This is a genomic window from Ancylobacter gelatini (assembly GCF_022601675.1).
Taxonomy (GTDB): Bacteria; Pseudomonadota; Alphaproteobacteria; order Rhizobiales; family Xanthobacteraceae; genus Ancylobacter; species Ancylobacter gelatini.
Genome location: NZ_JAKVIL010000004.1, coordinates 145984 through 172274, shown reverse-complemented (window position 1 = coordinate 172274; position 26291 = coordinate 145984). Strand labels below are relative to the sequence as shown.

Here is a 26291-nt window from a genome sequence, read left to right as displayed (position 1 = left end):
GTCAGCCGAGGTCGTAGCGCTTGAAGATGCGGTCGACGCATGCGCCCGAGCGCAGCGGTACGGCCGGGAGGGTGCGATAGGTGTCGAACCCCATCTTCCCATAATAGGCGAGCCCGCCGCTGTTATCGGCGCGGATCGCGGCATTGATGGTGACGAGGCCGAGTTCCCGCGCCCGCTCCCGTGTGGCGGAAAACAGCGCGCGTCCGGCGCCGGGCAGGGCGGGATCGCGCCGGGTGAAGGTGGCGATGTCGCACCAGCCAGGGGGCAGCTCGGCATGACGCACCACGGTCTGGAAACCGAGCGGCGTATCGTCGTCCGGCCCGGTGACCACATGGCAGCACAGCACGGCCGCGCCGGCGAGGAACATCTGCGCGACGTCGGCCTCGCTCATCTCCGTTTCCAGCGCCGTCGTGCCGCCGGCGCGGATGATGGCGTTGAGCAGCCCGGTCAGTGTCGGCACATCAGAGGGCCGCGCCGGACGGACGCGGAAGCGGGAAGGAGGCGTGGTCACGGGCGGCTCCGGAATCTGGCGATACGAATCGACATGAGACTTGATTTCGGTATCCCGGTCACCGGCGGTTAAACCCTGCGGTGCAATATCCTGTGCGGTTCGGAGATCAGATCACCCATGTGTGGCATCATCGGCATCGTAGGTGCGGCGCCCGTCGCCGATCGTCTGGTCGATTCACTTCGGCGCCTCGAATATCGCGGCTACGATTCCGCCGGCATCGCCACGCTGGAGCACGGACGGCTGGAGCGTCGCCGCGCCGAGGGCAAGCTGCGCAACCTTGAGACCGTGCTGCGCGACGCCCCGCTGGCCGGCGCTATCGGCATCGGCCACACCCGTTGGGCTACCCATGGCAAGCCAAGCGTGGCCAATGCCCATCCCCACGCCACCACGCAGGTGTCCGTGGTGCATAACGGCATCATCGAGAATTTCCGCGAGCTGCGCGACGAGCTGCGCGGCGACGGTGCCAATTTCGAGAGCGAGACCGACACCGAGGTCGTCGCCCATCTGGTGACGCGCGAGATGCGCTGCGGACGTAGCGCGGTCGACGCGGTGGCCGCCGCGCTGCCACGCCTGCAGGGCGCCTTTGCGCTGGCCTTCCTGTTCGACGGCGACGAAAACCTGCTGATCGGGGCTCGCAAGGGCAGCCCGCTCGCGGTGGGCTATGGCAAGGGCGAAATGTATCTCGGCTCGGACGCCATCGCGCTCGCGCCCTTCACCGACACGATCTGCTATCTCGATGATGGCGACTGGGCGGTGCTGACCCATGACGGCGTCGAGATCCACAACGCCGCCAACGACATCGTGGCGCGCCCGGTCCAGAAGACCGCCGCCACCGCCTTCCTGGTCGAGAAGGGCAACCACCGCCACTTCATGGCCAAGGAGATGCACGAGCAGCCCGAGGTCGTCGCCCACACGCTGGCCCATTATCTCGACATGGCGAACGGGACGGTGCGCCTGCCCGACGACCTGCCCTTCGATTTCGCCGCGCTCGACCGTATTTCCATCGCCGCCTGCGGCACCGCCTATTATGCCGGGCTGATCGCGAAATACTGGTTCGAGCGCTTCGCCCGCCTGCCGGTCGAGATCGACGTCGCCTCCGAGTTCCGCTACCGCGAGGCCCCGCTGCCGAAGAGCGGCCTTGCCGTCCTCATCTCGCAGTCCGGCGAGACGGCCGACACGCTGGCGAGCCTGCGCTATGCCAAGGAAAACGGCCAGCACATCATGGCGGTGGTCAACGTGCCGACGTCCACCATCGCCCGCGAGGCCGATGTGGTGATGCCGACGCTCGCCGGCCCGGAGATTGGCGTCGCCTCGACCAAGGCCTTCACCTGCCAGCTCGCAACGCTGGCGGCCGTGGCCGTCGCCGCCGGCCGCGCGCGCGGCGTGCTCTCCGTGGAAGAGGAGCGGGCCATCGTCCAGGCGCTGGTAGAGGTGCCGCGCCTGATGAACGAGGCGCTCAAGCTCGGCCCCGAGATCGAGGCGCTGGCGCGCGCCTTCGCCAAGACGCAGGACGTGCTCTATCTCGGGCGCGGCACCGCCTATCCGCTGGCGATGGAAGGCGCGCTGAAGCTCAAGGAAATCAGCTACATCCACGCCGAAGGTTACGCGGCGGGCGAGCTGAAGCACGGACCGATCGCGCTGATCGACGAGAAGATGCCGGTGGTGGTGATCGCCCCGCACGATGCCGTGTTCGAGAAGACCATGTCGAACATGCAGGAAGTCGCCGCCCGCGGTGGCCGCATCGTCCTGCTGACCGACGCCGAGGGCGCGGCCAGGGCCGGCATCGAGACCGAGGCGACACTGGTTCTGCCGGAGACCCACCCGGCGGTGGCGCCGCTCGTCTATGCGCTGCCGATCCAGCTTCTCGCCTATCACACGGCGGTCGTGATGGGCACCGATGTCGACCAGCCGCGCAACCTTGCCAAGTCCGTCACGGTGGAGTGAGGGGGAAGCCCCTCATCCCCGCCCGCGATAGGGCGGAACGCCCTGGTCCGGCAGCCAGATGTCGGCCGGCGGGGCACCGCTCTGCCAGAACACGTCGATCGGAATGCCGCCGCGCGGATACCAGTAACCGCCGATGCGCAACCAGTGCGGGGCCAGCAGGTCGTGCAGGCGGCGACCCACGGCGACCGTGCAGTCCTCGTGGAACGCGCCGTGATTGCGAAAGCTCGCCAGATAGAGCTTCAGCGACTTCGATTCCACCAGCCAGTCTTTCGGCACATAGTCGATGACCAGATGGGCGAAGTCCGGCTGGCCGGTCACCGGGCACAGCGAGGTGAATTCCGGGCAGGTGAACCGCGCCACGTAGAGCGTATCGGCCTGCGGGTTCGGCACGCGGTCGAGCACCGCTTGTTCAGGGGAGGCCGGCCATTGGGTGGCGCGGCCAAGCTGCAGCGTCTCGTCTGTCATCAGGGCACTCCTCGCGCGGCACGGCGCGCCGTTATCAGTGGCACCTCTTTCGCATGTCACAGCGGTCGAGTAGAAGCGCTGGGAACGTGATGCTCCCGCGATCGGGAAATTTGGGGAAACGCATGACCGCTATCGTCGATATCATTGGCCGCGAAATCCTGGACAGCCGCGGCAACCCGACCGTCGAGGTCGATGTCGTGCTCGAAGACGGCTCGCGCGGCCGCGCCGCCGTGCCGTCGGGTGCGTCCACCGGCGCCCATGAGGCGGTCGAACTGCGCGACGGCGACAAGGGGCGCTATCTCGGCAAGGGTGTCGAGAAGGCGGTCGATGCCGTGAACGGCGAAATCTTCGATGCGATCGGCGGCATGGATGCCGAGGATCAGCCCGCCATCGACCAGATCCTGATCGAACTGGACGGTACGCCGAACAAGGCGCGCCTCGGCGCCAACGCCATTCTCGGCGTCTCGCTGGCGCTCGCCAAGGCCGCCGCGGCCGCGCGCGACCTGCCGCTCTATCGCTATGTCGGCGGCGTGAATGCGCGCGTGCTGCCCGTGCCGATGATGAACATCATCAATGGCGGCGCCCATGCCGACAACCCGATCGACTTCCAGGAATTCATGATCATGCCGGTCGGCGCCCCGACCTTCGCGGAAGGGCTGCGCACCGGCGCGGAAATCTTCCACACGCTGAAGAAGGCGCTGAAGGATGCCGGCCACAACACCAATGTCGGCGACGAGGGCGGCTTCGCCCCGAACCTGCCGTCGGCGGACGCCGCGCTGGCCTTCGTGGTGAAGGCGATCGAGACCGCCGGCTACAAGCCCGGCGAGGACGTCTATATCGGCCTCGACTGCGCCTCGACCGAGTTCTTCAAGAACGGCAAGTACGACTATGAGGGCGAAGGTGTCGTGCGCGATATCGAGGCCCAGGTGAAGTACCTGGCCGACCTCGTGGCGCGCTACCCGATCGTCACCGTCGAGGACGGCATGGGCGAGGATGATTGGGAGGGCTGGAAGCTGCTCACCGACACCATCGGCTCCAAGTGCCAGCTCGTCGGCGACGACCTGTTCGTCACCAACGTCACGCGGCTGGAAGCCGGCATCAAGCAGGGCGTGGCCAATTCGATCCTGGTCAAGGTCAACCAGATCGGCTCGCTCACCGAGACGCTGAACGCGGTCGAGATGGCCCACAAGGCCGGCTACACCGCCGTGATGTCGCATCGCTCGGGCGAGACCGAAGATTCGACCATTGCCGACCTCGCGGTCGCCACCAATTGCGGGCAGATCAAGACCGGCTCGCTGGCCCGCTCCGACCGCACCGCCAAGTACAACCAGCTCCTGCGCATCGAGCAGGAACTCGGCCCCCAGGCGATCTACGCCGGCCGCTCCGCGCTGAAGGCGCTGGCCTGAGCTTGAAAGGCGCGCGGGCCATCCGCCAGCGCGATGTTGGATGCTTACGCGAATCCCCGGGCCGGTCCCGGGGATTTTCTTTTGGCGGGCACTCAGCGCCGGGTGGCCCTCAGGCTCTCGCGCTCGGCAAAGACCCGTGTGACTTCGGCAAGGTTTTCCGTGCCCCAGTTGCACAGCGGCACCAGCGCCTCGGCCAGACTCCGGCCCAGCGGCGTGAGGCTGTAGTCCACGCGCGGCGGCACCTCCTTGTAGTCGGTGCGCTTCACCAGGGCGTCGCCCTCCAGCTCCTTCAACTGCTGGATCAGCATCTTGTCGCTGACATCGCGCACCGCGCGGCGCAGTTCGCCATAACGGGTGGGGCCGCCCTGGGCGAGGAAGTACAGGATCAGCGGTTTCCATTTTCCCGAAATGACCCGCAAGGTGGCGTCGAGCCCGCACGTGAAGCCGGGCAGCGTCGGCGTGCAGTTCTGAGGCGGAGCCGGGACAGGCGTCGAGCGATCGGATGACATTTTTCGACACTTACCAAAAGGTGCATACTTGTCCATAGGTGGGTAGCTTGCCAGCTCAGTGCAACCTTAAACCAAGGAGCACATCATGAGCAGGCTGGCAGGCAAGACGGCGGTAGTCACGGGCGGCGCAAGCGGCATCGGTTTCGGCGCCGCGAAGCGCTTCATCGAAGAGGGCGCGTTCGTCTATCTCTTCGGGCGGCGGCGGGAGGTGCTGGACGAGGCCGTGGCGAAGCTCGGCCCCTCGGCGCGGGCGGTGCAGGGCTCGGTCACGGAGCTTGGCGACCTCGACCGGCTCTACGAGACGGTGAAGGCCGAACGCGGCACGCTCGACATCGTGCTCGCCAATGCCGGCACCGGGGCGTTCGCCGCGCTCGGCGAGATCACGCCCGAGCATTACGACCAGGCCTTCGACGTCAACGTCAAAGGCCTAATCTTTACGGTGCAGAAGGCGCTGCCGCTCATGTCGGCGGGCGGATCGATCATCCTCACCGGGTCCAGTACCAGCGTCATGGGCACGCCGGCGTTCAGCATCTACAGCGCGACCAAGGCGGCCGTGCGAAACCTGGCGCGCAGCTGGGCGCTGGATCTCAAAGCTTCCGGCATCCGCGTCAACGTGATGTCACCCGGCCCGATCCGCACTGAACTCGCGGTTGAGGTGGTCGGCGAGGAGGGAATAGCGGCCGTTGGCGCCAGCACGGTGTTGGGCCGTGTCGGCGAGGCGTCGGAGACCGGCGCGGTGGCGGCGTTCCTCGCCTCGCCGGACAGCAGCTTCATGACCGGCGGCGAGGTGTTCGTCGACGGCGGCCTCGCTCAGGTCTGAGGCGCGTGTGAGGCGGTGTCGCGCCGCCTCACATCTCCTGCCAAGGGAGGGGGTGCGAGGCTTTCGCAATCATCGTTAACGCCCTCTCAACCGCCGCGCGCTAGGCTCTGGCCTCATGATTATTCGCACGCGCTGGCGCTCCATATTCCAGACCATCACGCTCCATTTGGGAGCTGCGGCCCTGATCGGCTATTTCGCCTTTCAGGGCTATAACGGCCAGTATGGCCTGCTCGCCCGCCGGGGCTTCGAGCAGCAGATCACCGAACTGACGCAGGAGCGCGACGCGCTGCGCTCCCGTCGCGAGGCGATCGAATCCCGCGTCCGGCTGCTGTCGCCCGACCGGATCGATGCCGACCTTCTCGACGAGGAGGCGCGCTCGCTTCTCAATCTCGTGCATCCGAAGGACCTCGTGCTGCTGCGTCCGGTTGCGGCGCCGCCGGCGCCATGAAAGCTGCGTGAGTGGTTTTATGGTATTTTTTATACGCAAATGACCTTGCGGAGAGGAAACTCAGGAATCGCATGAACTTAACTTGATTTGAGCTAATTTTATTTATTAACTCAAATTCAGTTGAAATGCCGAAACCATTGCGTCTACAACATGTTGTGCGGCGCAGCATTGCGTTTCGGGCGTAGCGCATTGCCGGAAGTTGCGATATTAAGCTCACCCAATTCGTAACGAGCTGGGGATGCGCCATGGTTGTTGCCGCGAAGAAGACGGTTGCTGGCAAGACTGCACCTAAGACCGCGGCCAAGGCTGCGACGACGAGGGCCTCGGCTCGGCGGAGCGAAAAGGCCGCTTCCGTCCTCGACTTCACCAAGGAGCAGGATCTCGAAGCCTACAAGATGATGCTCGAGATTCGCCGCTTCGAGGAAAAGGCCGGCCAGCTTTACGGCATGGGCCTGATCGGCGGCTTCTGCCATCTCTATATCGGCCAGGAAGCCGTCGTCGTCGGCATGCAGCTCGCGCTCAAGCAGGGCGATCAGGTCATCACCGGCTATCGCGACCACGGCCACATGCTGGCCACCGGCATGGATCCCAAGGGCGTCATGGCCGAGCTTACCGGCCGTCGCGGCGGTTATTCCAAGGGCAAGGGCGGCTCGATGCACATGTTCAGCATCGAGAAGGGCTTCTTCGGCGGTCACGGCATCGTCGGCGCGCAGGTCTCGCTCGGCACCGGCCTCGCCTTCGCCAATCACTACCGCGACAACGGCAATGTCACCCTGGCCTATTTCGGCGATGGCGCCGCCAATCAGGGCCAGGTCTATGAGAGCTTCAACATGGCGGAGCTCTGGAAGCTGCCGGTGGTCTACATCATCGAGAACAACAAATACGCGATGGGCACCGCGGTGAACCGCGCCTCCGCCCAGACCGACTTCTCCCGCCGCGGCGCCTCGTTCAACATTCCCGGCGAGCAGGTCGACGGCATGGATGTGCGCGCGGTCAAGGCCGCCGGCGAGCGCGCAGTCGCCTTCGCCCGCTCCGGCAAGGGCCCCTACATCCTTGAGATGCTGACCTACCGCTATCGCGGCCACTCGATGTCCGACCCGGCCAAGTACCGCTCGAAGGAAGAGGTGCAGAAGATGCGCACCGAACACGATCCGATCGAGCAGGTGCGTGCCCGCCTTCTGGAGAAGAAGTGGGCCAGCGAGGATGACCTCAAGGCGGTCGATGCCGGCATCCGCGACACCATGAACGCGGCGGCCGATTTCGCCACCAACGATCCGGAGCCCGACGCGTCGGAGCTCTACACCGACGTGCTTCGCTGATCGCCGCGCCGGCACCGGGGTCGCATTGATGCTTGCCAACCTGTTCTGGGTTCTCCTGGTCGCCTCGGTCTCGGCCGCGGCGGTCATCTGGGTCCTGTCGATCCGGCTGGCCTATGGCATCGCCTCGGTGACCCGCGCCGGCGGCGGCTCTTCCGCCGTCAGCCTCATCATGGCCGTGGCGTGGCCGTTTGCCATGCGCCACGTCCCCGGGGCGCCCTCCGACAAGGCGACCAGCCTCAACAAGATGCTGGTCGCGCTCTTCGCCGCCATCCTCGTCGCCATCGCCTCGATGGCTGTCTACAGCAATCTGACGTTGGTGCTTCCGGCACAGACGCATCAGTGACGCGCGATCTCGACGCGACCTTTTGGGGAACGCCGCCATGCCGACCGAAATTCTCATGCCGGCCCTGTCTCCCACCATGGAGAAGGGCAATCTGGCCAAGTGGCTGAAAAAAGAAGGCGATACGGTGAAGTCCGGCGATGTGATCGCCGAGATCGAAACCGACAAGGCCACGATGGAAGTCGAGGCGATCGACGAGGGCACGCTCGGCAAGATCCTGGTGCCGGAAGGCACGCAGGACGTCGCGGTGAACACCCCGATCGCCGTGATCCTTGCCGATGGCGAGGACGCCAGCGCGGCAAGCGCGCCGAGCCCCCAGGCGGCCCAGTCTGCCCCGCCGGTCGAGGCCGCGCCGCTGGAGCCCTCGCCGGTCGCGGCGTCCGCTCCCGCCGCCCCGGCTATCGTGAATTCGGCGGTCGCGACCCCGCCCCAGCCGGCGGCAATCCCCGAGCCGGAAGTGCCGGAAGGCACCGAGTTCGTCACCCAGACCATGCGCGAGGCGCTGCGTGACGCCATGGCCGAGGAGATGCGCCGCGACGGCGACGTCTTCGTCATGGGCGAGGAAGTCGCCGAGTATCAGGGCGCCTACAAGATCACGCAGGGCCTGCTGCAGGAGTTCGGCCCCAAGCGCGTGATCGACACCCCGATCACCGAGCACGGCTTCGCCGGCGTCGGCGTCGGCGCGGCCATGGCGGGCCTGAAGCCTATCATCGAGTTCATGACCTTCAACTTCGCCATGCAGGCGATCGACCAGATCATCAACTCGGCGGCCAAGACGCTCTATATGTCCGGCGGCCAGGTGCAGTCCTCGATCGTGTTCCGCGGCCCGAACGGCGCGGCGGCGCGCGTGGCGGCCCAGCACAGCCAGGACTACACCTCCTGGTACTCGCACATTCCCGGCCTCAAGGTCGTCGCGCCCTATACGGCGGCCGACGCCAAGGGCCTGCTCAAGGCGGCGATCCGCGATCCCAACCCGGTGATCTTCCTTGAGAACGAGATTCTCTACGGTCACTCCTCTCCGGTGCCCAAGCTCGACGATTTCATCGTCCCGCTCGGCAAGGCCCGCATCGCGCGCGCCGGCAAGGACGTTACGCTGGTGGCCTGGTCCATCGGGATGAATTACGCGCTCAAGGCGGCGGAAGAGCTGGCCAAGCTCGGCATTGATGCCGAGGTAATCGACCTGCGCACCATCCGCCCGATGGACACCGACACCATCCTCGCCTCGGTGCAGAAGACCGGGCGCCTCGTGACGGTGGAAGAGGGCTGGGGCCAGTCCGGCGTCGGCGCGGAAATCGCCGCGCGGGTGATGGAGCGGGCCTTCGACTATCTCGATGCGCCGGTGCTGCGGGTCTTTGGCAAGGATGTGCCGATGCCCTACGCCGCCAATCTCGAAAAGCTCGCGCTTCCCTCCGTGCAGGATGTCATCGACGCCGCGCGGGCGGTCACCTATCGCTGATCGGAGAGCGTCATGCCCATCGAGATTCTCATGCCGGCCCTGTCTCCGACCATGGAGAAGGGCAACCTCGCCAAATGGCTCAAGAAAGAGGGCGACAAGGTCGCCCCCGGCGACGTCATCGCTGAAATCGAGACCGACAAGGCCACGATGGAAGTCGAGGCCATCGACGAGGGCACGCTCGCCAGGATCGTGGTGCCGGAAGGCTCCCAGGACGTGCCGGTGAACCAGCTCATCGCCGTGCTTGCGGCCGACGGCGAGGATGTCGGCGCGGCTGCGGCCGGTGCCGGTTCCGCCCCGAAGGCGGAAGCCCCCAAGGCTGATGCCCCCAAGGCTGATGCCCCCAAGCCTGCTGAAGCCCCCAAGGCGGCCGAGGCCCCCAAGGCTGAAGCGCCGAAGCCGGCCGAGCCGGCCCCCGCCGCCGCTCCGGCTCCGGCCTCTGCACCCGCTCCGGCCGCCTCCGGCTCCCGCGTCTTCGCGTCCCCTTTGGCGCGTCGCCTCGCCAAGGAGAAGGGCGTCGATCTCTCATCGGTGAAGGGCTCCGGCCCGCATGGCCGTGTGGTCGCCGCCGACGTCGCCTCCGCGACCCCCGGCGCTGCCAAGCCCGCCGCTGCTCCGGCAGCGGCTGCCGCCGCCCCCGCCTCCGCTCCGGCTCCGGCGGCTCCCTCGGCGAGCGCGGTGCTCGAACAGGCCAAGGCCTATTACGAGCCGGGCACCTATGAGGAAATCCCGCTCGACGGCATGCGCCGCGTCATCGCCCAGCGCATGACCGAGGCAAGGCAGACGGTGCCGACCTTCTACCTCACCGTCGACTGCGACATGGATGAGCTGCTCAAGCTGCGCGAGACGCTCAACAAGTCCGCCCCCGAGAAGGACGGCAAGCCGGCCTACAAGCTCTCGGTGAACGACTTCGTCATCAAGGCCTACGCGCTCGCCTTCCAGCAGGTGCCGGATGCCAACATGGTGTGGGGCGGCGACCGCTACCTCAAGCTGAAGCATTCCGACATCGGCGTCGCGGTCGCGATCGACGGCGGCAAGGGCCTGCTGACCCCGATCATCCGCAAGGCCGAGACCAAGACGCTCTCCGCGATCTCCAACGAGACCCGCGAACTCGCCACCCGCGCCCGCAACAAGAAGCTGGCGCCCAACGAGTACCAGGGCGGCTCCTCGGCGATCTCCAATCTCGGCATGTTCGGGATGAAGCACTTCACCGCCATCATCAACCCGCCGCACGCCACCATCCTCGCGGTCGGCGCCAGCGAGCAGCGGGCGGTGGTGAAGAAGGGCGAACTGGCGGTGGCCACCGTGATGACGGTGACGATCTCCTGCGACCACCGGGTGATGGACGGCGCCATGGGCGCCATGCTTCTCGATGCCTTCAAGAAGATCATCGAAAAGCCGATGAGCATGCTGGTCTGATCCAGTCGCCATGGCCGGGGCAGCGCCCCGGCCATCCTCGTCTTTCGGAAGGCGCGCCGGGCCGGGTCCCGGTTTGAGCCCGGCATGACGGAACATTTTAGATGGCCGCAACCTCCTACGACATCCTCATCATCGGCTCCGGCCCCGGCGGCTATGTCGCCGCCATCCGCGCCGCTCAGCTCGGCCTCAAGGTCGGCGTGGTCGAGCGGCAATATGTCGGCGGCATCTGCCCGAACTGGGGCTGTATTCCGGCCAAGGCGCTGCTGCGCTCGGCGGAGATCTACCACTATATCGAGCACGCCAAGGATTACGGCCTCGTCGCCGAGAAGTTCGGCGTCGACATTGCCGGCGTGGTGAAGCGCTCGCGCGGCATCGCGGCCCAGATGAGCAACGGCGTCGGCTTCCTGCTCAAGAAGAACAAGGTGGAGATGATCTGGGGCCAGGCGACCATCACGGCGCCGGGCAAGGTCTCCGTCACCGCAACCGACGGCGCGCCGAAGGGCGCGCAGGGTGCCGGCGAGTACACCGCCAAGAACATCATCATCGCCACCGGCGCCCGCCCGCGCGCGCTGCCGGGCATCGAGCCCGACAAGAAGCTGGTGTGGACCTATTTCGAGGCGCTGGCGCCGGCGGCGGTGCCGAAGTCGCTGCTGATCATGGGCTCGGGCGCCATCGGCGTCGAATTCGCGAGCTTCTACAAGGCGATGGGATCGGATGTGACCATCGTCGAGCTGCTGCCGCAGATTCTGCCCGTCGAGGACGAGGAGATCGCCGAGCACGCGAAGAAGCGCTTCGAGAAGCAGGGCATCAAGATTCTCACCGGCGCGAAGGTGTCGAAGGTGGTCAAGGGCGCGGACAATGTGACAGCCACCGTCGAGACCGCCGACGGCAAGGTCCAGACCCTCACCGCGGACCGGCTGATTTCGGCGGTCGGCGTGGTCGGCAACATCGAGAATCTCGGCCTTGAGAAGCTCGGCGTGAAGACCGAACGCGGCTGTGTGGTGATCGACGGCCTGTGCCGCACCAATGTGCCCGGCATCTTTGCCATCGGCGACGTCGCCGGCCCGCCCATGCTGGCCCACAAGGCCGAGCATGAGGGCGTGATCTGCGTGGAGGGCATCGCGGGCAAGCATGCCCACCCGATGGACAAGCTGATGATCCCCGGCTGCACCTATTGCATGCCGCAGGTCGCCTCCGTCGGCCTCACCGAGAAGAAGGCCAAGGAAGCCGGCTACGAGATCAAGGTCGGCCGCTTCCCCTTCATCGGCAATGGCAAGGCCGTGGCGCTGGGTGAATCGGAAGGTCTGGTCAAGACCATCTTCGACGCCAAGACCGGGCAGCTTCTGGGCGCCCATCTCGTCGGCGCGGAAGTGACGGAGATGATCCAGGGCTTCGTGCTGGCGATGAACCTCGAGACCACGGAAGAAGAGCTGATCAACGCCGTCTTCCCGCATCCGACGGTTTCTGAGACGATGCATGAGAGCGTGCTTGCCGCCTATGGGCGCGCGATCCACATGTGAGGCAGCCCGTTCGCGGGCAGGGGACCTGAATCATGGACGGTGAAGTCTATTCGGCGTTGAACCAGCCGGGTGTCGGCTGGTTCACCATGATCATCATCGGCCTGCTCGCGGGCTGGATCGCCGAGCGGGTCACGGACAGCGATCACGGGCTGTTCGCCAATCTGCTGTTCGGCCTGATCGGCGCCTTCGTCGGGGCCAAGCTGGCCGAATTCGCCGAAATCCCGGTGTTCGGCTTCTTCCGCACCCTGATCGCCGCCGTCGTCGGCGCGATCATCGTGCTGTTCCTGTGGCGCAAGCTGCGCGCGCGGTAATGTTCTGTTTCCCGGGCCGGCCGGCGCGCGGCCGAGCGTTGCGTCGGCTTCGTGGCACCTGCCCGCAAGACGGGGTTTTCCGAGCGTCACGCAACGATTAAGTGTGAAGCCACATCGCGAACGGGCATCGGGCAGTCAATGGTCACCGTCGTCAACACCCTGAACCGCCAGCTTGAGAAGCCGCGTCACCCGGAAAAGGTGAAGCGCGCCGAGACGCCGGTGCTCAAGAAGCCGGACTGGATCCGCGTGCGCGCGCCCGGCACGCCGGGCTGGCAGGAGACGGCGAACATCGTGCGCGCCAATGGCCTCGTCACCGTGTGCGAGGAGGCGAGCTGCCCGAATATCGGCGAGTGCTGGCAGAAGAAGCACGCTACCTTCATGATCATGGGTGACACCTGCACCCGCGCCTGCGCCTTCTGCAATGTCCGCACCGGCATGCCCGGCGCGCTCGACCAGGACGAGCCGCAGAAGGTGGCCGATGCCGTCGCCCGGCTGGGGCTGGAGCATGTGGTGGTGACGTCGGTCGACCGCGACGACCTCGACGATGGCGGCGCCGAGCATTTCGCCCGCACCATCCGCGCCATTCGCGCGGTCAGCCCGAAGACCACAATCGAAATCCTCACCCCGGATTTCCTGCGCAAGGACGGCGCGCTGGAGGTGGTGGTCGCGGCGCGGCCCGACGTGTTCAACCACAATCTGGAATGCGTGCCCTCGCTCTACCTCAAGGTCCGCCCCGGCGCGCGCTATTTCCATTCGCTGCGCCTCCTGCAGCGGGTGAAGGAGCTCGACCCGTCCATCTTCACCAAGTCCGGCATCATGGTCGGCCTTGGCGAGGTGCGAAACGAGGTGCTCCAGCTCATGGACGACCTGCGCTCTGCCGACATCGACTTCATGACCATCGGCCAGTATCTCCAGCCGACCCGCAAGCACCACCCGGTGATGGGATTCGTGACGCCGGACGAGTTCAAGTCCTACGAGACCATCGCCTATACCAAGGGCTTCCTCATGGTGTCGTCGAGCCCGCTGACGCGCTCCTCGCACCATGCCGGCGAGGATTTCGCCCGGCTGCGCGCCGCGCGCGAGGCGAAGCTGGGCGGCGGCGTCTCGCCCGCGCTGGCCCCCGTCTGAGCCATGCCCTCGTTCCGCAGCAAGCGGCAGGTCCGGCACTCGGCGGCCGACATGTTCGACCTTGTGGCCGATGTCGAGCGCTACCCTCAATTCGTGCCGCTGTGCGAGAGCCTGCGCGTGCGCCGGCGTGTGGCGAGCGGGGAGGGGATTGACATCCTCGTCGCCGATATGACCGTCGCCTATAAGGTGTTCCGCGAGAGCTTCACCAGCCGCGTCACGCTGGACCGGCCGCGCCTCACCATCCTCGTCGAATATCTGGACGGCCCGTTCAGCCGTCTGGAGAATCGCTGGAACTTCAAGCCCACCGGCGAAGCGAGCTGCGAGGTCGAATTCTTCATCGATTACGATTTTCGCTCGCGCACGCTTGGCCTGCTGATGGGCGCGATGTTCGACGCCGCCTTCCGCCGCTTCGCCGAGGCGTTCGAGAAGCGGGCGGACGAGGTTTACGGCGTCGACGGCGCCGCGCTTCCCCGCGCCTGATCGCCCGCCAGCTCCGCCAGCATGGCGAGCGCGGTCAGCACCGAGAGCTGGCGCACGCCGGCGCGATCCTCGCCCGCGAACACCTCGCGGCGCACGAGGGTGCGTCCGCCGGCCCGCGCGGCAGCGAAATGCACGAGACCAACGGGCTTTTCCGCCGAGCCGCCACCGGGCCCGGCAATGCCGGTGACCGCGACGCCGAGCGACGTGCCGCTGGCCTTGAGCAGCCCCGCCACCATCTCCCGCGCCGTCTCCTCGCTCACCGCGCCATGAACGTCGAGCGTCGCGGCGGACACGCCGAGCACCTGCCGTTTGGCGGTGTTGGAATAGGTGACGAAGGCGCGGTCCACCACGTCGGACGAGCCGGCGATTTCGGTCAGCGCCCCGCTCACCAGCCCGCCGGTGCAGGATTCGGCGGTCGAGACCGTGAGCCCGGCGGCGCGGCACAGATCGAGCACGCGCACCGCCTCCAGGGTGATCGCGTCCTGCCGGGTGGCGCTCCCGCTCATTCGTCGTCCCTCCAGGGCAGGCGCACCGTGGCGGCGGCCATACAGGCAATACCCTCGCGCCGCCCCGCGAAGCCGAGCTTCTCGCTGGTCGTGGCCTTTACGCCGACGCGGGAGACCGACACGCCGGCAATCCGTGCGATTGCCTCGCGCATCGCCTCGCGGTGCGGCCCGACCTTGGGCGCCTCACAGATGATGGTGGCGTCGAGATGGGCGATGCGCCCGCCTTGCGCGCGCACCCGCTCCACCGCATGGGCGAGGAAGCGGTCGGAGGACGCGCCCTTCCATTGCGGATCGGAGGGCGGGAAATGATGGCCGATATCGCCGTCGCCGATGGTGCCGAGCAGCGCGTCGGTCAGGGCGTGAAGCACCACATCGGCGTCGGAATGGCCGGTGAGGCCGAATTCATGGGGAATGGCGACGCCGCCCAGCATCACATGGTCGCCCGGCGCGAAGGCGTGGACATCGAAGCCGGTGGCGGTGCGCACATCGGCAAGTTCGGCGAGCAGCTTGTTCTCGGCGGTCACGAAATCCTCGGGCAGGGTGAGCTTGGTGTTGGCGGGATCGCCCGGAAACAGCGCGACCCGGTGCCCGGCGGCCTCGGCGACGGCGGCGTCGTCGGTCAGGTCGCCCTTGGCGGCCAGCGCGCGGTGGGCGGCAAGGATGAGGTCGTAGCGGAAGCCCTGCGGCGTCTGCACGCTGCGCAGCCCCGTGCGGTCCGGCCCGGTTCCCACATAGCCGTGCTCGGCGACCGACTTGATGGTGTCGACCAGCACCAGCCCCGGAACCGCGGCACCGTAGCGGGCGGCGGCGGCGATGCCATCGGCGATCAGGCGCGGTTGGACGAAGGGACGGGCGGCATCGTGGATCAGCACCAGCTCGGGCGGATCGGCGGCCAGTGCCTCAAGCCCGGCGCGCACCGAAGCCTGCCGCGTGGCGCCGCCAGCCACCGGCGGGCGTATCCCCGGCAGCCCCGCCACTGCCTGCTCATAGAGCGCGGCGTGATCAGGATGGACCACGATCTGGACATGGCGGATGCCGGGCTGGCCGATGAAGCGGGTCAGCGTCCGGCGCAGCACGCTGTGTCCGCCGAGGTCGCGAAACTGCTTGGGCAGACCCTCGCCCGCCCTTTGGCCGCTACCTGCCGCGACCACGATCACGTCCGTCCGCATCGGAAAGGCGTACCCCGTACCCTTTGACTGCCGCTTCAGCAGGGAAGCCTTGCTCCCCCGATCGGTTTAGCGCAAAACCGGAGCATAAATGCAAAAGTTTTGACATATCGCATTCAGAAGGCTTGATGACGGGCGCGGGGTGGCTATTGTATAGGCACGGCCATTCCGGCTCATTAAATGTGCATCGAGTGATCACGGCTTGATCCCTATTGCTGCTGCGAACGTCAGTCTGAAGATCGGGACGCTCTCGGTGCCCAATCGCGTCGCGCTTGCGCCGATGGCGGGCATTACCGATGCACCGTTCCGACGCATGGCGCTGCGTTATGGCGCCGGTCTCGTCGTGTCGGAAATGGTCGCATCCGAGGCGCTGGCCGCCGGCCATGTCGAGACCGTTCTGCGCGCGGAAGGCGAGGGCGTCTCGCTTCACGCCGTCCAGCTTGCCGGCAACGAGCCTGCCTCGATGGGCCGCGCCGCCGCCATGGCGGAGGCCGCCGGCGCTGGCCTCATCGACATCAACATGGGCTGCCCCGCCAAGCGCGTGACCACGGGCCTCGCCGGCTCCGCCCTGCTGCGCGACCTCGATCTCGCCACCGCCATCATCGAATCGGTGGTCGGCGCGGTGAGTGTGCCGGTGACGCTGAAGACCCGGCTCGGCTGGGACGAGGCGGCGCTGGTCGCCCCCGAGCTCGCCCGCCGCGCCGAATCGATCGGCATCGCGCTGATCACCATCCATGGCCGCACCCGCTGCCAGTTCTATACCGGCCGTGCCGACTGGACGGCTATCCGCGCGATCAAGCAGGCGGTTTCCATTCCCGTGCTTGCCAATGGCGATCTGGTCGCGGCCGAGGATGCACCCGCCATGCTCGCGGCCTCCGGCGCCGATGGCGTGATGATCGGGCGCGGGGCGCAGGGCCGGCCGTGGTTCCCCGGCCAGGTCGCCGCGCGCCTAGCCACCGGCGTCACCCCGTCCGACCCCGGCCTCGACGAGCAGCGCGACGTGCTGCTGGAGCTTTATGATGGCTGGCTCTCGCATTACGGGCTGGAACTCGGCCGCCGGCAGGCCCGCAAGCATGTCGGCTGGGCGCTGGAAGCGGCGGCGGCGAGCGCCGGCCGCGCCGAAGACGCCGCCAAGCTCTGGCGCAAGCGCCTGCTGACCCTCGACGATCCCGCCGCCGTGCGTTCCGGCATCCATGACGCCTTTGACGATTTCTCCTGGAGTGCCGCGGCATGAAATCCGCCAAACCCGAACGTCCTGCCGGCCTGCCGAGCGGCGCGACCTCGGAAGCCATCGTCAACGCGCTCCCACACCCCGTTTTCACGGTGGATGGCGACGACAAGCTGGTCGGCGCCAATGTCGCGGCCGAGGCGTTCTTCGAGGCGAGCCTTGCCGTTCTGGTGCGTCACCGTTTGCAGGAATTCGTGCCCTTCGGCTCGCCGCTGCTGTCGCTGGTCGATCAGGTGCGCACCCGCGGCTCGGCGGTGAACGAATATCGCGTCGATCTCGGCACGCCGCGCAATGGCGGCGAGCGCATCGTGGACATCCATGTCGCGCCGCTGAACGAGGCGGAGGGCCATGTGGTGATCATGCTCCAGGAGCGCACCATCGCCGACAAGATGGACCGCCAGCTCACCCATCGCGGCGCGGCGCGCTCGGTCACCGCGCTGGCCTCCATGCTCGCGCACGAGATCAAGAACCCGCTCTCCGGCATTCGCGGCGCCGCCCAGCTTCTTGAGCTGAACGCCAGCGACGACGACCGCTCGCTGACGCGGCTGATCACCGATGAGGCCGACCGCATCGTCAAGCTGGTCGACCGCATGGAGGTGTTCTCCGACGAGCGCCCGATCGAGCGCGAGCCGGTGAACATCCATGCCGTGCTGGAGCATGTGCGCACGCTGGCGGCGTCGGGCTTTGCCCGCCACATCCGCTTCATCGAGGAATACGATCCCTCGCTGCCGCCCGTGCTGGCCAATCGCGATCAACTGATTCAGGTGTTCCTCAATCTGGTGAAGAACGCCGCCGAGGCGATCGGCGACTCCACCGATGGCGAGATCCAGCTCACCACCGCCTTCCGCCCCGGCGTCCGGCTGATGGTGCCGGGCGGGCCGGCGCGGGTGAGCCTGCCGCTGGAGTTCTGCGTGCGGGACAATGGGCCGGGGGTGCCCGACGACCTGATGCCCCATCTGTTCGACCCGTTCGTGACCACCAAGCCGACCGGAACCGGCCTTGGCCTTGCGCTGGTCGCCAAGATCGTTGGCGACCACGGCGGCATCATCGAGTGCGAAAGCCAGCCGCGCCGCACCACCTTCCGTGTCCTCATGCCCATGTATCGCGGTGGCCGCGCTACCGAAAAGAGTTGAGAGCGCCTATGCCGACGGGAAGCATCCTTGTAGCCGATGATGACGCCGCGATCCGCACGGTGCTCAATCAGGCATTGTCGCGGGCGGGATATGAAGTGCGCTCCTGCGGCAACGCCGCCACGCTGTGGCGCTGGGTCAGCCAGGGCGACGGCGACCTCGTGATCACCGATGTGGTGATGCCGGACGAGAACGCCTTCGACCTGCTGCCGCGCATCAAGAAGGTTCGCCCGGATCTGCCGGTCATCGTCATGAGCGCGCAGAACACCTTCATGACCGCGATCCGCGCCTCCGAGCGCGGCGCCTATGAATATCTGCCCAAGCCCTTCGACCTGAAGGAGCTGATCGCCATCGTCGGCCGCGCGCTGTCGGAGCCGAAGAAGCCGGAAGCCGCCCTGCGCTCCGGCGGCGACGAGACCGACAACATCCCGCTGGTCGGCCGCTCGCCGGCGATGCAGGACATCTACCGCGTCCTCGCCCGGCTGATGCAGACCGACCTCACCGTGATGATCGCGGGCGAGAGCGGCACCGGCAAGGAGCTGGTGGCGCGCGCGCTCCACGATTACGGCAAGCGCCGCAACGGGCCGTTCGTCGCCATCAACATGGCGGCGATCCCGCGCGACCTCATCGAATCCGAGCTGTTCGGCCATGAGAAGGGGGCGTTCACCGGCGCCAATGCCCGCTCCGCCGGCCGCTTCGAGCAGGCCGAGGGCGGCACCCTGTTCCTCGACGAGATCGGCGACATGCCGATGGAGGCACAGACCCGGCTGCTGCGCGTGCTCCAGCAGGGCGAATACACCACGGTTGGCGGGCGCACCGCGATCAAGACCGATGTGCGCATCGTCGCCGCCACCAACAAGGACCTGCGGATCCTCATCCAGCAGGGCTTGTTCCGCGAGGACCTGTTCTTCCGCCTCAACGTCGTGCCGCTGCGCCTGCCGCCGCTGCGCGAGCGTGCCGAGGACGTGCCGGACCTCGCCCGCCACTTCTTCCTCCAGGCCGAGCGCGAGGGCCTGCCGCGCAAGCAGATCGATGCCGCCGCGCTCGACCGGCTCAAGCGCTACCGCTGGCCGGGCAATGTGCGCGAGCTGGAAAACCTGATCCGTCGCCTCGCCGCGCTCTACCCGCAGGAGATCATCACCGCCTCGATCATCGAGGCGGAACTGGCGACGCCGATCGCCAATTCCTCGCCGGAGGAGGGCGGGCAGGACGAGACGCTGTCCTCCTCGGTCGAGCGCCACATGAACACCTATTTCGGTGAGTTCGGTGACAATCTTCCCCCGCCCGGCCTCTATCACCGCATTCTCAAGGATGTGGAGTATCCGCTGCTCTCCGCCGCGCTGGCGGCGACGCGCGGAAACCAGATCAAGGCGGCCGAATTGCTGGGGCTTAATCGCAACACGCTGCGCAAGAAGATCCGGGATCTCGACATCCAGATAATCCGCACGAGCCGATGACGGGGCCGCGCTTTCGGTGAATAAAATCGGGCATGCGCGGTTTCTGTCACATTTTTGCACCAGTGTAGTTACACTGCATCACACCTGACGGGGCGATTCACTCCCCGTCACAGTGGTGATGAATGAGCGACACCCCGACCCACGGACCCGAGAAAGGCGACACGCTCGATTTCGGCGCCATGGGCTTCCGCTTTTCGCTGTGGGGCCTGCCGCCGCTCGCCGTGCTGGCGGCGCTCGTCACCGCGCTGGTGAGCTTCATCATCCTGATCGGCATCACCCCGCTGGTGCCCTCGCAGGAAATCGTCATCGTCGTCCTGTGCCTCAACGGCTTCATGTCGCTGGTGCTGCTTGGCATCATCGGCCGCGAGGTGTGGCGCATCGTGAAGGCCCGGCGGCGGGGCAGGGCGGCGGCGCGGCTGCATGTGCGCATCGTCGGCCTGTTCGGCATCGTCGCCGTGGTGCCGGCCATCCTCGTCGCCCTGCTGGCCTCGATCACGCTGGACCGCGGCCTCGACCGCTGGTTCTCGGTGCGCACCCGCGCCATCGTCGACAATGCGGTGTCGGTGGCGCAGACCTATGTGCGCGAGCACGCCTATTCGATCCGCGGCGACGTCATGGGCATGGCGCGCGATCTCCAGCGCATACGCCCGCTCTGGGATCAGGACCGCAGCCGCTTCCGTCAGGCCATGACCGCGCAAGCCGTGGTGCGCGGCCTGCCCGCCGCGATGGTGATCCAGCGCGACCTGTCGATCGTCGACCGTGCCACCATCCGCGTCGGCCGAGAGTTCCTCGTGCCGTCCAACCTCGCGGTGCAGGACGCCACCGAGGAACAGCCGCTGATCTACCTGCCCAACGACGCCGATTTCGTCGGGGCAGTGATCCCGCTGAAGGACTTCGACGACCTGTTCCTCTATGTCGCCCGCCCTGTCGACCCGAAGGTTATTGAATACCTCAAAGAGACGCAGGCGGCGGTCGCCGATTATCGCAACCTCGAACAGCAGCGCATCGGCGTGCAGGTGGCGTTCGCGCTGCTTTATGCGGTGATCTCGCTCACGGTGCTGCTGTGCGCGGTCTGGCTGGGCATCCATTTCGCCAACCGGCTGGTGGCGCCAATCCGCCGGCTGATCGGCGCGGCCGACCTGGTGGCGGCGGGCAACCTTTATGTCGAGGTGCCGGTCCACCGCGCCGAAGGCGACCTGTCGAGCCTTGCCGAGACCTTCAACAAGATGACGCAGGAACTGCGCACCCAGCGCGACGACCTGGTGCAGGCGCGCGACCAGATCGACACCCGCCGCCGCTTCACCGAGGCGGTGCTCTCCGGCGTCGGCGCGGGCGTGATCGGCCTTGATTCCCACGGCAGCATCTCGATCATCAACCGCCCGGCCGAAAAGCTGCTCGGCGTCACCGAGGGCGAGGTGCTGGGCAAGAGCCTGCGCGAGGTGATCCCGGAGATCGATGCGCTGCTGACCGAAGCGATGGGCTCCAACCAGCTCAGCGTGCAGGCCAACACCACGCTCACCCGCAATGGTCGCGACCGGGTGATCGCGGTGCGCTTCACCACCGAGCGGTCGCGCGAGGCCGATCGCGGCTGGGTGGTGACGCTGGACGACATCACCGAGCTGGTGGTGGCGCAGCGCTCCTCCGCCTGGGCGGATGTGGCCCGGCGCATCGCCCATGAGATCAAGAACCCGCTGACCCCGATCCAGCTCTCTGCCGAGCGGCTGCGCCGGCGCTACGGCAAGGTGATCGGCGAGGACCGCGAGGTGTTCGACCAGTGCACCGAGACCATCATCCGGCAGGTCGGCGATATCGGGCGCATGGTGGACGAGTTCTCCTCCTTCGCCCGCATGCCCAAGCCGGTGGCCGAGGCGCAGGATATCGGCGAGACGGCGCGGCAGGTCGTGTTCCTGATGCGGGTGGGCAATCCCGACATCGCCATCGACCTCACCCTGCCGGAGAGCCCCGTGATCGCCCGGTTCGACCGCCGGCTGATCTCTCAGGCGCTCACCAATATTGTGAAGAACGCCACCGAAGCCCTTGCAGGTGTTGAGCCTGAGGAGCGCAATTCGCCGCCGCGCATCAAGGTGGCGGTGCATGCGGATGAGCGCATGGTGACGATCGACGTCATCGATAACGGCAAGGGCCTGCCCACCGAGAACCGGGCGCGCCTGCTGGAACCCTATGTGACGACGCGCGAGAAGGGCACCGGCCTTGGCCTCGCCATCGTCGGCAAGATCATGGAAGAACACGGCGGCGGCATCGAGCTCGACGATGCGCCCGAGGGACGCGGCGCCTGGATCCGCCTCACCCTCGCGCGCGACGGCGGCGGTGCGGCTCCCATCCTCGACAACAAGACCGGCGGACATGCCGCGTCCGGCATCGCTGCCGGCTAAGGGAGATTGGGCTCATGGCGACCGACATTCTGATCGTCGACGACGAGGCCGACATTCGCGGGCTGGTGGCCGGCATTCTCGAAGACGAGGGCTATGCCACCCGCACCGCCAAGGACAGCGACGAGGCGCTGGCCGCCATCGAGGCGCGCCGGCCGCATCTCATCTTCCTCGACATCTGGATCGAACGCTCCAAGCTCGACGGGTTGCAGCTGCTCGAAGTGATCCGGCAGAACCACCCGGAGCTTCCGGTGGTGATGATCTCCGGCCACGGCACCATCGAGACCGCCGTCGCCGCCATCAAGCAGGGCGCCTACGACTTCATCGAGAAGCCGTTCAACTCCGACCGGCTGATCCTCGTCGCCAACCGCGCGCTGGAAACGCTGCGGCTGAAGCGCGAGGTGCGCGACCTCAAGCAGCGCGCGCCGATGACACAGCAGCTCGTCGGGCGGTCTTCGGTGATCAACCAGCTGCGCCAGACCATCGAGCGCGTCGCGCCCACCAATAGCCGCATCATGATCGTCGGCCCGTCGGGCGCCGGCAAGGAGCTGACCGCGCGCATGCTCCATGCCGCCTCGGCCCGCGCCAAGGGGCCGTTCGTGGTGATCAATGCCGCCGCGATCACGCCCGAGCGCATGGAGGTCGAGCTGTTCGGCGTCGAGAGCGCGGGCGGGCAGGGCCGGCAGGTCGGCGCGCTGGAGGAGGCCCATGGCGGCACCCTGTTCATCGACGAAGTGGCCGACATGCCGCGCGAGACCCAGAACCGCATCCTGCGCGTGCTAGTGGACCAGAACTTCCTGCGCGTGGGCGGGGCCACCCGCGTCTCGGTGGATGTGCGCATCATCTCGTCTACCGCGCGCAATCTGGAGAACGAGATCGTCGAGGGCCGCTTCCGCGAAGACCTCTACCACCGGCTGGGCGTGGTGCCGATCCGCGTCCCCCCGCTCGCCGAGCGGCGCGAGGATGTGCCGGAGCTGGTGGAGTTCTTCCTCGACCAGATTTCGCAGGGCACCGGCCTGCCGCGCCGGCGCATCGCCGACGATGCGCTCGCGGTTCTTCAGTCCCATGACTGGCCCGGCAATGTCCGCCAGTTGCGCAACAATATCGAGCGCCTGCTGATCCTCGCGACCGGCGATGCCGATGCGGCGGTCACCGCCGACATGCTGCCGCCCGATGTGGGCTCGCTGGTCCCCAGCCTGCCCAATGGCAGTGGCGGCGAGCACCTGATGGGCCTGCCGCTGCGCGATGCCCGCGAGGTGTTCGAGCGCGAATATCTGGTGGCCCAGATCAGCCGGTTCGGCGGCAATATCTCGCGCACCGCCGAATTCGTGGGGATGGAGCGCTCGGCGCTGCATCGCAAGCTCAAAGCGCTCGGCATCGGTTGAGTGCGGCCTCAACTCGTGTAGACCTTGTGCCTTCCGCGGACTCACGCGGGAGCGGGGCAGGGTCGTTGCGGACCGTGCATAGGGGATCGCCATGAAGGTCGTCATCTGCGGCGCGGGTCAGGTCGGCTTCGGCATTGCGGAGCGACTGGCGGCCGAGCAGAACGACGTCTCCATCATCGACACGTCGCCGCGCCTCATCCAGGCGGTGACCGACACGCTGGACGTGCGCGGCTTCGTCGGCCACGGCTCGCACCCGGACGTGCTGGCCCGCGCCGGGCTGGAAGCGGCCGACATGCTCATCGCCGTGACGCTGCACGACGAGGTGAACATGATCGCCTGCCAGGTCGGTCATGCTCTGTTCGACGTGCCGACCAAGATCGCCCGCGTGCGCGCCCAGAGCTACCTGCAGGGCCACTGGCGCGATCTGTTCTCGCGCGACCATCTGCCGATCGATGTCGTCATTTCGCCGGAGATCGAGGTCGGCGAGATGGTGCTGCGCCGGCTCTCGCTGCCGGGCGCCGTGGATACGGTCAGCTTCGCCGATGGCGAGGTGGTGGTGGTCGGCGTGCGTTGCGAGGAGGAATGCCCGGTCCTCGACACGCCGCTGCGCCAGCTCACCGACCTGTTCCCGGATTTGCGGGCCGTGGTGGTCGCGGTGAACCGCAAGGGCAAGGTGTTCGTGCCGCGCTCCAGCGATCAGCTCATTGCCGGCGACCTCGCTTATTTTGTCGCGCAAAGCGATCAGGTGACGCGCGCCCTGTCGATCTTCGGCCATGACGAGCCGCCGGCCCACCGCATCGTCATCGGCGGCGGCGGCAATATCGGGCTCTATGTTGCGCGCGAGCTTGAGGCGCGCAATCCGCGTGCGCGGGTCAAGCTGATCGAGGACAATCCCGAGCGCGCCGAGGCCATCGCGCAGGAACTGGGCAAGACCGTCGTGCTGCGCGGCAGCGCGCTGGATCGGCTGATCCTCGACGAGGCCAATGTCGGCGATGCCGATACCATGATCGCGGTGACCAATGACGACCGCGTCAACATCCTGTCCTGCCTGTTGTCGCGCGAACTCGGCGCGCGGCGCATGCTGTCGCTGCTGAACGATTCCAACTACCCGGCCTTCGCGCGCGGGCTGGGCATCGACGCCTATGTGAATCCGCGCCAGATCACCGTCTCCAAGATCCTGCAATATGTCCGCAAGGGCCGCATCCGGGGCGTGCATTCGCTGCTGAACGGGGCAGGGGAGGTGATCGAGGCCGAGGCGCTGGAAACCTCGCCGCTGGTCGGCCAGCCGCTCAAGAGCCTCGATCTGTTCGACGGCATGCGCATCGGCGCCGTGGTGCGCGGCGGCCGGGTGCTGCTGCCGCGTGGCGACACGGTGATCCAGGCCCGCGACCGGGTGGTGATGTTCGCGCTGGCGGACCGGGTGAAGCGCGTCGAGCAATTGTTCCGCGTCAGCCTCGAATTCTTCTGAGAGGCATCCGGTGAGAGTTTTGGCGCCATGATCGCGGTTGCCCGGAACAGCGCGCTGGTCGCCGCGGTCATGGCCGGCTTCCTGCTGGTGTCGTCGATCATCGCGGTGCTGCGTCAGGAGGCGGGCGCCGGCGTGTTCCTCATGACCGCGCTGCTGACCGTGTTCGGTGCCGGTGCCATGTACCTCGCGGTGCGCAATCGCCGGGAGCGGATCGACCGCCTGTCGTCCTATGTGCTGCTGGTCGCGCTGTGGCTCGGCACGCCGGTGATCGCGGCCTTTCCCATCGCGGCGACCACGTCGCTTGGCCCGCTTCAGGCGTGGATGGAGGCGGTCTCGGCCTTCACCACCTCCGGATCGATCCAGATCCACGAGCTGGAGGACGTGCCCCGCGCCACCATTGCCTGGCTGCTGACGCTGCAATGGAGCGGTGGCCTGCTGACTCTGGTCGGCGTGGTCGCGGTGCTGGCGCCCGCCGGCATTGGCGGCCTGCCGGACCGTTCGGCCCGCGCCAACCTCACCGGCGCGACCGAGGCGATGGCGCTGGACGATGCGGTGCGGCAGGTGCTGCCGGTCTATCTCGGCGCCACGGTGCTGTGCACGCTGCTGCTGTTCGCCTGCGGCGTGCGGATGTTCGATGCGCTCGGCCTCGCCGGCGCGGCGCTGTCCACCGGCGGGCTGCTGCCCGACGCCGATGGCATGGCCGCCTATGGGCATTTCAGCGTGAAGCTGGTGATGATGGTGTTCATGCTGGTGGGTGGCACCAGCGTGCTGTGGCACCGCCTGCTGTTGACGCGGCGCTTCCGCCTCGCCTTCGGCCAGCAAGAGAACACGGCGGTGCTGGGCGTGAGCCTGCTGCTCGGCATCATCGCAGCCGCCACCTGGTTCAACACCCCGCTGGGCGGGCGCTCGCTGCCGCTGGCGCTGGAGGACGGGCTGTTCACGGCGATCGCGCTGGTGACCACCATGGGCGTCGAGCCGCATGCCGGCGCCTTCACCGCTCTACCGATCACGCTGGTGCTGCTGGCCGTGTTCATTGGCGGGGCGACCTTCTCGACCTCCGGCGGCATCAAGATGTACCGCGTCGGCGTCATGATCCTGCAGGGCCGCCGCGAGGTGGACCGGCTGGTGCATCCCAATGCGGTGCGCCCGCGTCGGCTGGGCCAGCAGAACGTCTCGCTGCAGATGATGAAGGCGATCTGGATCAGCTTCGGCGTCGCCTGCACCACCATCGTGACCGTGACCGTGGCGCTTGCTCCGGTCATGCCGAGCTTCGAGGCGGCGTTCGTCGCGGCGATGGCGGCGCTGAGCAATGCCGGCCCGGTCTATGCCGCCGGCTGGGAAACCGGGCAGATTTGGCCCGACTGGGGCACGCTACCGGCCTATGCCCAGCTTATACTAGCGATCACGATGATTCTGGGCCGGCTGGAGATCCTCGTGGTGCTTGGGCTGGTGAATTTCGCCCTGTGGCGTCGCTGACGGGATTGAGGA

Annotated in this window: 24 protein-coding genes; 19 read left to right on the top strand and 5 right to left on the bottom strand. The window is 67.2% G+C overall.

The window, feature by feature from the left end; all coding sequences use genetic code 11:
- Position 1: 1 nt before the first annotated feature.
- Positions 2–511: a GNAT family N-acetyltransferase gene (locus tag MKI84_RS09165; RefSeq protein WP_241618776.1), complete on the bottom strand. Its 510-nt coding sequence runs from the start codon at positions 509–511 to the stop codon at positions 2–4.
- A 117-nt stretch (positions 512–628) separates the two neighbouring features.
- On the opposite strand from MKI84_RS09165, the gene glmS reads away from it, so the two are divergent.
- Positions 629–2455, top strand: coding sequence for a glutamine--fructose-6-phosphate transaminase (isomerizing) (glmS, locus tag MKI84_RS09160; RefSeq protein ID WP_241618774.1), 1827 nt, complete (start codon positions 629–631; stop codon positions 2453–2455).
- 12 nt (positions 2456–2467) lie between these two features.
- Here the strand turns inward: glmS and queF are convergent, their stop codons facing one another.
- Complete coding sequence (gene queF / locus MKI84_RS09155; protein ID WP_241618772.1) at positions 2468–2920, bottom strand: preQ(1) synthase; 453 nt, start codon at positions 2918–2920, stop codon at positions 2468–2470.
- Between the two features lie 122 nt (positions 2921–3042).
- On the opposite strand from queF, the gene eno reads away from it, so the two are divergent.
- Positions 3043–4326 carry a phosphopyruvate hydratase gene (gene eno, locus MKI84_RS09150; protein WP_241618770.1) on the top strand — a complete coding sequence of 428 codons (1284 nt, stop codon included), beginning with the start codon at positions 3043–3045 and terminating at the stop codon, positions 4324–4326.
- 92 nt (positions 4327–4418) lie between these two features.
- Here the strand turns inward: eno and MKI84_RS09145 are convergent, their stop codons facing one another.
- Positions 4419–4835, bottom strand: coding sequence for a winged helix-turn-helix transcriptional regulator (locus MKI84_RS09145; RefSeq protein ID WP_241618768.1), 417 nt, complete (start codon positions 4833–4835; stop codon positions 4419–4421).
- Between the two features lie 85 nt (positions 4836–4920).
- Between MKI84_RS09145 and MKI84_RS09140 the strand changes: the two genes are divergently transcribed.
- The 10 genes from MKI84_RS09140 to MKI84_RS09095 all read left to right on the top strand — a co-directional run bounded on the left by MKI84_RS09140 (position 4921) and on the right by MKI84_RS09095 (position 14073).
- Positions 4921–5655 (top strand): SDR family NAD(P)-dependent oxidoreductase, encoded by a 735-nt coding sequence (locus tag MKI84_RS09140; protein ID WP_241618766.1) that lies wholly within the window; start codon positions 4921–4923, stop codon positions 5653–5655.
- Between the two features lie 115 nt (positions 5656–5770).
- Positions 5771–6103: an FtsB family cell division protein gene (locus tag MKI84_RS09135; protein WP_241618764.1), complete on the top strand. Its 333-nt coding sequence runs from the start codon at positions 5771–5773 to the stop codon at positions 6101–6103.
- A 245-nt stretch (positions 6104–6348) separates the two neighbouring features.
- A complete protein-coding gene (gene pdhA, locus MKI84_RS09130) occupies positions 6349–7422 on the top strand; it encodes a pyruvate dehydrogenase (acetyl-transferring) E1 component subunit alpha (protein WP_241618761.1) in 1074 nt (357 codons plus the stop codon).
- Between the two features lie 28 nt (positions 7423–7450).
- On the top strand, positions 7451–7765 hold the full coding sequence (locus tag MKI84_RS09125; protein WP_241618759.1) for a hypothetical protein: 315 nt from the start codon (positions 7451–7453) through the stop codon (positions 7763–7765).
- A 37-nt stretch (positions 7766–7802) separates the two neighbouring features.
- Positions 7803–9218: a pyruvate dehydrogenase complex E1 component subunit beta gene (locus MKI84_RS09120; protein ID WP_241618757.1), complete on the top strand. Its 1416-nt coding sequence runs from the start codon at positions 7803–7805 to the stop codon at positions 9216–9218.
- Positions 9219–9230: 12 nt separating this feature from the next.
- Positions 9231–10634, top strand: coding sequence for a pyruvate dehydrogenase complex dihydrolipoamide acetyltransferase (locus MKI84_RS09115; RefSeq protein ID WP_241618754.1), 1404 nt, complete (start codon positions 9231–9233; stop codon positions 10632–10634).
- 101 nt (positions 10635–10735) lie between these two features.
- The gene (gene lpdA, locus MKI84_RS09110) at positions 10736–12154 is read left to right on the top strand and encodes a dihydrolipoyl dehydrogenase (RefSeq protein WP_241618752.1); all 1419 of its coding nucleotides are present in this window, start codon (positions 10736–10738) and stop codon (positions 12152–12154) included.
- A 32-nt stretch (positions 12155–12186) separates the two neighbouring features.
- Positions 12187–12465: a GlsB/YeaQ/YmgE family stress response membrane protein gene (locus tag MKI84_RS09105; protein ID WP_241618750.1), complete on the top strand. Its 279-nt coding sequence runs from the start codon at positions 12187–12189 to the stop codon at positions 12463–12465.
- A gap of 138 nt (positions 12466–12603) precedes the next feature.
- Positions 12604–13593 carry a lipoyl synthase gene (lipA, locus tag MKI84_RS09100; RefSeq protein ID WP_241618748.1) on the top strand — a complete coding sequence of 330 codons (990 nt, stop codon included), beginning with the start codon at positions 12604–12606 and terminating at the stop codon, positions 13591–13593.
- Positions 13594–13596: 3 nt separating this feature from the next.
- Positions 13597–14073 (top strand): type II toxin-antitoxin system RatA family toxin, encoded by a 477-nt coding sequence (locus tag MKI84_RS09095; RefSeq protein WP_241618746.1) that lies wholly within the window; start codon positions 13597–13599, stop codon positions 14071–14073.
- Here MKI84_RS09095 and MKI84_RS09090 read toward each other — a convergent pair.
- Together MKI84_RS09090 and MKI84_RS09085 are read right to left on the bottom strand one after the other, a co-directional pair.
- Positions 14037–14579, bottom strand: coding sequence for a CinA family protein (locus MKI84_RS09090; RefSeq protein ID WP_241618744.1), 543 nt, complete (start codon positions 14577–14579; stop codon positions 14037–14039). The genes MKI84_RS09095 and MKI84_RS09090 overlap by 37 nt on opposite strands.
- Positions 14576–15748: a bifunctional 2-C-methyl-D-erythritol 4-phosphate cytidylyltransferase/2-C-methyl-D-erythritol 2,4-cyclodiphosphate synthase gene (locus tag MKI84_RS09085; protein ID WP_241618742.1), complete on the bottom strand. Its 1173-nt coding sequence runs from the start codon at positions 15746–15748 to the stop codon at positions 14576–14578. Before MKI84_RS09085 ends, MKI84_RS09090 begins: the two co-directional genes overlap by 4 nt.
- A 202-nt stretch (positions 15749–15950) precedes the next feature.
- Between MKI84_RS09085 and dusB the strand changes: the two genes are divergently transcribed.
- From dusB to MKI84_RS09050, 7 genes are all read left to right on the top strand, one after another.
- Positions 15951–16979: a tRNA dihydrouridine synthase DusB gene (gene dusB / locus MKI84_RS09080; protein ID WP_241619208.1), complete on the top strand. Its 1029-nt coding sequence runs from the start codon at positions 15951–15953 to the stop codon at positions 16977–16979.
- Positions 16976–18106 carry a two-component system sensor histidine kinase NtrB gene (locus MKI84_RS09075; RefSeq protein ID WP_241618740.1) on the top strand — a complete coding sequence of 377 codons (1131 nt, stop codon included), beginning with the start codon at positions 16976–16978 and terminating at the stop codon, positions 18104–18106. Before dusB ends, MKI84_RS09075 begins: the two co-directional genes overlap by 4 nt.
- 8 nt (positions 18107–18114) lie before the next feature.
- Complete coding sequence (gene ntrC / locus MKI84_RS09070; RefSeq protein WP_241618738.1) at positions 18115–19560, top strand: nitrogen regulation protein NR(I); 1446 nt, start codon at positions 18115–18117, stop codon at positions 19558–19560.
- Between the two features lie 122 nt (positions 19561–19682).
- A complete protein-coding gene (locus MKI84_RS09065) occupies positions 19683–21953 on the top strand; it encodes a sensor histidine kinase NtrY-like (protein ID WP_241618736.1) in 2271 nt (756 codons plus the stop codon).
- 14 nt (positions 21954–21967) lie between these two features.
- Positions 21968–23335, top strand: coding sequence for a nitrogen assimilation response regulator NtrX (ntrX, locus tag MKI84_RS09060; RefSeq protein ID WP_241618734.1), 1368 nt, complete (start codon positions 21968–21970; stop codon positions 23333–23335).
- 91 nt (positions 23336–23426) lie between these two features.
- Entirely contained in the window at positions 23427–24803 is a 1377-nt protein-coding gene (trkA, locus tag MKI84_RS09055; RefSeq protein WP_241618732.1) for a Trk system potassium transporter TrkA, read from the top strand.
- A gap of 27 nt (positions 24804–24830) precedes the next feature.
- Positions 24831–26279, top strand: coding sequence for a TrkH family potassium uptake protein (locus MKI84_RS09050; RefSeq protein WP_241618730.1), 1449 nt, complete (start codon positions 24831–24833; stop codon positions 26277–26279).
- Positions 26280–26291: the final 12 nt, after the last annotated feature.

What these genes read in the sequence shown, in the direction of transcription:
- MKI84_RS09085 (WP_241618742.1), bottom strand. Translation starts at nt 15,748, where the DNA reads ATGCGGACGGACGTGATCGTGGTCGCGGCAGGTAGCGGCCAAAGGGCG.
- eno (WP_241618770.1), top strand. Translation starts at nt 3,043, where the DNA reads ATGACCGCTATCGTCGATATCATTGGCCGCGAAATCCTGGACAGCCGC.
- MKI84_RS09050 (WP_241618730.1), top strand. Translation starts at nt 24,831, where the DNA reads ATGATCGCGGTTGCCCGGAACAGCGCGCTGGTCGCCGCGGTCATGGCC.
- glmS (WP_241618774.1), top strand. Translation starts at nt 629, where the DNA reads ATGTGTGGCATCATCGGCATCGTAGGTGCGGCGCCCGTCGCCGATCGT.
- MKI84_RS09140 (WP_241618766.1), top strand. Translation starts at nt 4,921, where the DNA reads ATGAGCAGGCTGGCAGGCAAGACGGCGGTAGTCACGGGCGGCGCAAGC.
- lpdA (WP_241618752.1), top strand. Translation starts at nt 10,736, where the DNA reads ATGGCCGCAACCTCCTACGACATCCTCATCATCGGCTCCGGCCCCGGC.
- queF (WP_241618772.1), bottom strand. Translation starts at nt 2,920, where the DNA reads ATGACAGACGAGACGCTGCAGCTTGGCCGCGCCACCCAATGGCCGGCC.
- MKI84_RS09135 (WP_241618764.1), top strand. Translation starts at nt 5,771, where the DNA reads ATGATTATTCGCACGCGCTGGCGCTCCATATTCCAGACCATCACGCTC.
- trkA (WP_241618732.1), top strand. Translation starts at nt 23,427, where the DNA reads ATGAAGGTCGTCATCTGCGGCGCGGGTCAGGTCGGCTTCGGCATTGCG.
- ntrC (WP_241618738.1), top strand. Translation starts at nt 18,115, where the DNA reads ATGCCGACGGGAAGCATCCTTGTAGCCGATGATGACGCCGCGATCCGC.
- MKI84_RS09145 (WP_241618768.1), bottom strand. Translation starts at nt 4,835, where the DNA reads ATGTCATCCGATCGCTCGACGCCTGTCCCGGCTCCGCCTCAGAACTGC.
- MKI84_RS09090 (WP_241618744.1), bottom strand. Translation starts at nt 14,579, where the DNA reads ATGAGCGGGAGCGCCACCCGGCAGGACGCGATCACCCTGGAGGCGGTG.
- lipA (WP_241618748.1), top strand. Translation starts at nt 12,604, where the DNA reads ATGGTCACCGTCGTCAACACCCTGAACCGCCAGCTTGAGAAGCCGCGT.
- MKI84_RS09095 (WP_241618746.1), top strand. Translation starts at nt 13,597, where the DNA reads ATGCCCTCGTTCCGCAGCAAGCGGCAGGTCCGGCACTCGGCGGCCGAC.
- pdhA (WP_241618761.1), top strand. Translation starts at nt 6,349, where the DNA reads ATGGTTGTTGCCGCGAAGAAGACGGTTGCTGGCAAGACTGCACCTAAG.
- MKI84_RS09115 (WP_241618754.1), top strand. Translation starts at nt 9,231, where the DNA reads ATGCCCATCGAGATTCTCATGCCGGCCCTGTCTCCGACCATGGAGAAG.
- MKI84_RS09105 (WP_241618750.1), top strand. Translation starts at nt 12,187, where the DNA reads ATGGACGGTGAAGTCTATTCGGCGTTGAACCAGCCGGGTGTCGGCTGG.
- ntrX (WP_241618734.1), top strand. Translation starts at nt 21,968, where the DNA reads ATGGCGACCGACATTCTGATCGTCGACGACGAGGCCGACATTCGCGGG.
- MKI84_RS09120 (WP_241618757.1), top strand. Translation starts at nt 7,803, where the DNA reads ATGCCGACCGAAATTCTCATGCCGGCCCTGTCTCCCACCATGGAGAAG.
- MKI84_RS09075 (WP_241618740.1), top strand. Translation starts at nt 16,976, where the DNA reads ATGAAATCCGCCAAACCCGAACGTCCTGCCGGCCTGCCGAGCGGCGCG.
- MKI84_RS09125 (WP_241618759.1), top strand. Translation starts at nt 7,451, where the DNA reads ATGCTTGCCAACCTGTTCTGGGTTCTCCTGGTCGCCTCGGTCTCGGCC.
- MKI84_RS09065 (WP_241618736.1), top strand. Translation starts at nt 19,683, where the DNA reads ATGAGCGACACCCCGACCCACGGACCCGAGAAAGGCGACACGCTCGAT.